General features: G+C 55.2%; 6 protein-coding genes. 5 read left to right on the top strand and 1 reads right to left on the bottom strand.

Translation table 11 applies throughout. The annotated features are described in order from the left end of the window. Nucleotides 1–237 precede the first annotated feature (237 nt). From pgeF to KEM39_RS10720, 5 genes are all read left to right on the top strand, one after another. Nucleotides 238–1,017 carry a peptidoglycan editing factor PgeF gene (gene pgeF / locus KEM39_RS10740; protein WP_118997514.1) on the top strand — a complete coding sequence of 260 codons (780 nt, stop codon included), beginning with the start codon at nucleotides 238–240 and terminating at the stop codon, nucleotides 1,015–1,017. Between the two features lie 51 nt (nucleotides 1,018–1,068). Next, nucleotides 1,069–1,548 carry an LPS assembly lipoprotein LptE gene (gene lptE / locus KEM39_RS10735; RefSeq protein WP_211710010.1) on the top strand — a complete coding sequence of 160 codons (480 nt, stop codon included), beginning with the start codon at nucleotides 1,069–1,071 and terminating at the stop codon, nucleotides 1,546–1,548. Nucleotide 1,549: 1 nt separating this feature from the next. Continuing rightward, nucleotides 1,550–2,548 (top strand): DNA polymerase III subunit delta, encoded by a 999-nt coding sequence (gene holA / locus KEM39_RS10730; protein ID WP_211710009.1) that lies wholly within the window; start codon nucleotides 1,550–1,552, stop codon nucleotides 2,546–2,548. 120 nt (nucleotides 2,549–2,668) lie between these two features. Then, on the top strand, nucleotides 2,669–3,088 hold the full coding sequence (locus KEM39_RS10725) for a hypothetical protein (RefSeq protein WP_003713775.1): 420 nt from the start codon (nucleotides 2,669–2,671) through the stop codon (nucleotides 3,086–3,088). A gap of 74 nt (nucleotides 3,089–3,162) precedes the next feature. Then, a complete protein-coding gene (locus KEM39_RS10720) occupies nucleotides 3,163–3,678 on the top strand; it encodes an RDD family protein (RefSeq protein ID WP_003713773.1) in 516 nt (171 codons plus the stop codon). Nucleotides 3,679–3,761: 83 nt separating this feature from the next. On the opposite strand, the gene KEM39_RS10715 is transcribed toward KEM39_RS10720, so the two are convergent. Next, a complete protein-coding gene (locus KEM39_RS10715; RefSeq protein WP_211710008.1) occupies nucleotides 3,762–4,646 on the bottom strand; it encodes a YicC/YloC family endoribonuclease in 885 nt (294 codons plus the stop codon). Nucleotides 4,647–4,841 lie beyond the last annotated feature (195 nt).

Here is a 4,841-nt window from a genome sequence, read left to right as displayed (position 1 = left end):
CTCTTTGAGCTAAGGCGAGGCAACGCCGTACTGGTTTTTGTTAATCCACTATATAAAGCTCGGAGAAGGTATATAAGGACATCATTCCTGCACCGGCAAAAATCCGAACCCGAACGTTTGAAAACAATCCCGAATCTCCGAATTCCCGCCTGTGCGGGAATGACGAAAAAACAAGCATCCATTTGCCCCGAAGGCAGTTAATCAACCCTTTCCGCCACACACCTATTCCAATATCCAATGAAAACCATCACAGAAACCCTAAATCTCGCCCCGAAAGGCAAAAACTTCCTGACCGCCGATTGGCCCGCGCCCGCCAATGTGAAAACCCTGATTACCACGCGCAACGGCGGTGTGAGCCAAGGTGCGTATCAGAGTTTGAACCTCGGTACGCACGTCGGCGACAATCCCGAAGCCATGCGCCGCAACCGCGAAATCGTGCAACAGCAGGTCGGATTGCCCGTTGCCTACCTCAATCAAATCCACAGCACCATTGTCGTCAATGCTGCCGAAGCGTTGGGCGGTACACCCGATGCGGACGCTTCCGTGGACGACACGGGCAAGGTTGCCTGTGCCGTGATGACCGCAGACTGTCTGCCCGTTCTATTTTGTGACAGGGCGGGTACGGCGGTTGCCGCCGCACACGCGGGCTGGCGCGGTTTGGCGGGCGGCGTATTGCAAAACACCATTGCCGCGATGAAGGTTCCGCCTGTCGAAATGATGGCGTATCTCGGCCCCGCCATCAGTGCGGATGCGTTTGAAGTCGGACAGGATGTGTTTGATGCGTTCTGCACGCCCATGCCCGAAGCCGCCGCCGCATTTGAAGGCATAGGCGGCGGCAAATTCCTTGCCGACCTTTACGCGCTCGCCCGCCTGATTCTGAAGCGCGAAGGCGTGGGTGGCGTGTACGGCGGCACGCATTGTACGGTTTTGGAACGGGATACTTTCTTTTCCTACCGCCGCGACGGAGCAACGGGGCGTATGGCGAGCCTGATTTGGCTGGACGGCAATGCCGTCTGAACACGCCGCTGATATAATCTACCGACTTTGTGCTTTTGAGAAAGGCAAGCGATGAACAAAATATTCCTTACTGCCGCAGTGCTGATGCTGGGCGCGTGCGGTTTCCACCTGAAAGGTGCAGACGGCATTTCTCCGCCGCTGACCTACCGGAGCTGGCACATCGAAGGCGGACAGGCATTGCAGTTCCCTTTGGAAACCGCGCTGTATCAGGCTTCGGGCAGGGTGGACGATGCTGCCGGCGCGCAGATGACCCTGCGTATAGACAGCGTTTCCCAAAACAAGGAAACCTATACCGTTACCCGTGCGGCAGTCATCAACGAATATCTTTTAATCTTGACGGTTGAAGCGCAGGTATTGAAACGCGGCGAGCCGGTCGGCAAACCGATGACCGTGTCCGTCCGCCGCGTTCTTGCTTATGCCGACAACGAAATTTTGGGCAAACAGGAAGAAGAAGAAACCCTGTGGGCGGAAATGCGGCAGGATGTTGCCGAGCAGATTGTCCGCCGCCTGACCTTTCTGAAGGCGGAATGACGTGGCGGCACATATCGGACGCATCGATACGGACGCGCCTTTGAAACCGCTGTACGTCATCCACGGCGAGGAAGAACTGTTGCGTATCGAGGCATTGGATGCATTGAGAGCGGCTGCGAAGAAGCAGGGTTATCTCAACCGCGAGTCCTATACCGCCGATGCGTCTTTCGATTGGAACGAACTGCTGCAAACCGCAGGCAGTGCGGGTCTGTTTGCCGATTTGAAACTGTTGGAACTGCATATCCCCAACGGAAAACCCGGTAAAAACGGCGGCGAGGCACTGCAGGACTTTGCCGCCCGACTGCCGGAAGATACGGTAACGCTGGTTTTACTGCCCAAACTGGAGAAAACCCAGCTCCAGTCCAAATGGTTTGCCGCATTGGCGGCCAAGGGGGAAGTGTGGGAAGCCAAACCGGTCGGCGCGGCGGCTTTGCCCCAATGGATACGCGCCCGTCTGGACAAAATCGGTTTGGGTATCGAGGCAGACGCATTGGCACTGTTTGCCGAGCGCGTGGAAGGCAATCTGTTGGCGGCGCGTCAGGAAATCGACAAGCTCGGGCTGCTGTATCCGAAAGGGCATACCCTCACTATCGATGAAGCGCAAACCGCCGTCGCCAATGTTGCCCGCTTCGACGCGTTCCAACTGGCAGGTGCGTGGATGAAGGGCGATGTCCCGCGCGTATGCAGGCTCTTGGACGGATTGCGGGAAGAAGGCGGGGAACCGGTGCTGCTTCTGTGGGCGGTTGCCGAAGACATCAGGACGCTGATCCGCCTTGCCGCCGCCTTGAAACAGGGTCAAAGCGTCCAAGCCGTCCGCAACAGCCTCAGGCTTTGGGGCGACAAGCAGACGCTCGCTCCGGCTGCGGTCAAACGGATTTCCGTCCCCCGCCTGCTTGACGCGCTGAAAACCTGTGCCGAAATCGACAGGATAATCAAAGGCGCGGAAGAAGGCGATGCGTGGGCGGCGTTCAAACAACTCGCCGTGTCGCTGGCGAAATAAAGCGGCAATCCCCAAAATACGAAAATACTGTAAAATACCGTTAATCCTGAAAAGTATTCACCAATCCGTCCGAAAACATTTCAGACGGCACGACCACCTCAATAAAGGAACATCAACCCTATGGACAATAAGACCAAACTGCGCTTGGGCGGCCTGATTTTACTGACTACCGCCGTCCTCAGCCTGATTATCGTGCTCATCGTCGATTCCTGGCCGCTCGCCATCCTGCTTGCCGCCGTCATCGTCGCTGCCGCTGCGGGCGGTTTTGTTTGGACATCCCGCCGACAGCAGCGTCTGTTTATCGAACGTTTGAAAAAATTCGACATTGATCCGGAAAAAGGCAAAGTCAACGAGGCCAACCTGCGCCGGATGTACCACAGCGGCGGACAATATCAAAAAGATGCCGTCACATTAATCTGCTTGGCGCAAAAATGTTCGGTGGACGAGGCGCACGCTATGTTCAAAAAACGCCCGACCCGTCAGGAAATCAACCAAATGGCGGCAAAACAGTCGCGCGGTCAGAAACGTCCGCACCGTTAATCCGGCCGGCGCATATCCGCACCAATGCCGTCTGAACCCGCCCGTGCTTCAGACGGCATATTACGATTGAAAAGATGATGACACTGAAAACCGCCCCGCTCAAACGCCGCTTTGCCGCCATATTGTATGAAATGCTGCTGGCAGGCGCGGCAACCTGTCCGGCGGCATTGCTTGCCGGCATTGCCGCCATTTTCCTCAATCCCGTCTCCGCTGCGCTTTCGGCATTGGTTACGAGCATCCTGATTGTCGGTTCGTGGTGGCTTTATTTCCGTGCCAACTGGCACGGGCAGGGACAGACCTTGGCGATGAGGACGTGGAAAATCGGTTTGTGCGACCTTAACGGCATACAGCCGTCTCTACACTTACTCCGCCTGCGTTTTATTTGGGCGTGCATATTCACCGTATTCGTCCCCGCCCTTGCTTATGCCGGATTGCGCCACTTTCTCGGCATTCCGCCCAAGGGAGCGGCCGGCGCGGCATTGGTTTGGCTGATTCTGCCGTGGGGGTTCGCCCTGCTGAATCCCGACCGGCAGTTCCTGTATGACTTCCTTGCCGGGACAAGGTTGGTGGACGTAAAAGCAAAGCCTTGAGCCTTTGTACCGCAAAGGTTTCAAACTGCAAAAATGCCGTCTGAAAGGGCTTCAGACGGCATTTGCTTATCGGGGGAAACCGATTATTCGATATTCTGCACTTGTTCCCGCATCTGCTCGATTAAGACTTTCAGTTCGACCGAGGCTTGGGTGCATTCGGTAGCGATGGATTTGCTGCCCAAAGTGTTGGCTTCGCGGTTTAATTCCTGCATCAGGAAGTCCAGCCGTTTGCCGCTGCTGCCTTTGTGTTCGGTAACGATACGGCGTACTTCGGCAATGTGGGTGCGCAGGCGGCTGAACTCTTCGTCGACATCGGATTTTTGGATAAAGAGGGCAAATTCTTGTTGCAACCTGTCGTTGTCGATGCTGCCGACGGCTTCGGCGAGGCGGGCGCGGATTTTTTCTTTATGCGCTTCTACCAGGGCGGGGAAGATTTCGTCCAATGCCCCGATGATTTCTTCCATAGACTCGAGGCGTTGCAGCAGGTGTTCGCCCAATTTCTTACCTTCGCGCCGGCGTGCGGCGGTAAAGTCTTTTAGTGCCGAATCGGTCAAATCGGCAATCACCTTTGCCAATGCGTCCGCATTTTCCCTTTGGCTTGCCAATACGCCCGGAAAGCGCAAAATATCGGCAACGCCCAGTTTTGCCAAATCATAATGCTTGCGGAGGTCTTTGTTGATTTCGGCAAGCTGTCCGACCAAATCGCGATTCAGTTCCAAAGACTGATTGCCGTTTTCCGCATCTTGAATTTGGATTTTGCATTCGACTTTACCGCGTGCCAGATGGGATGAAATTTTCTCGCGGATACCGCTTTCCAAATGGCGCAAATCATCCGGCATCCTGATTTGAATGTCCAAAAAGCGGTGGTTGACGGCGCGGATGTCGAGGTTGATGCGTTTGCTGCCGCACTCTGCCGCCGAGTTGGCAAAGCCTGTCATGCTGTGGATGTGGATATTTCCGCTGCTCATGTCGTTCTCCGAAGTCCGTTAAAATGGAATCAATATATCACATCTGTATGGCGGCAAGCGTTTTCGGGTGTGAAAAATTGAAGATTTTGCAGCGGCAGATTGGAATCACGCGCTTTTGTTGCTGCAAGGAAGGGAAATGCATAGTGGATTAACAAAAACCAGTACGGCGTTGCCTCGCCTTAGCTCAAAGAGAAC

This window comes from Neisseria sp. Marseille-Q1983, from assembly GCF_018224585.1.
In the GTDB taxonomy this organism is placed as follows: Bacteria; Pseudomonadota; Gammaproteobacteria; order Burkholderiales; family Neisseriaceae; genus Neisseria; species Neisseria polysaccharea.
The sequence above is the reverse complement of the archived record's forward strand: the minus strand, read 5'-3'. Positions and strand labels throughout refer to the sequence as shown.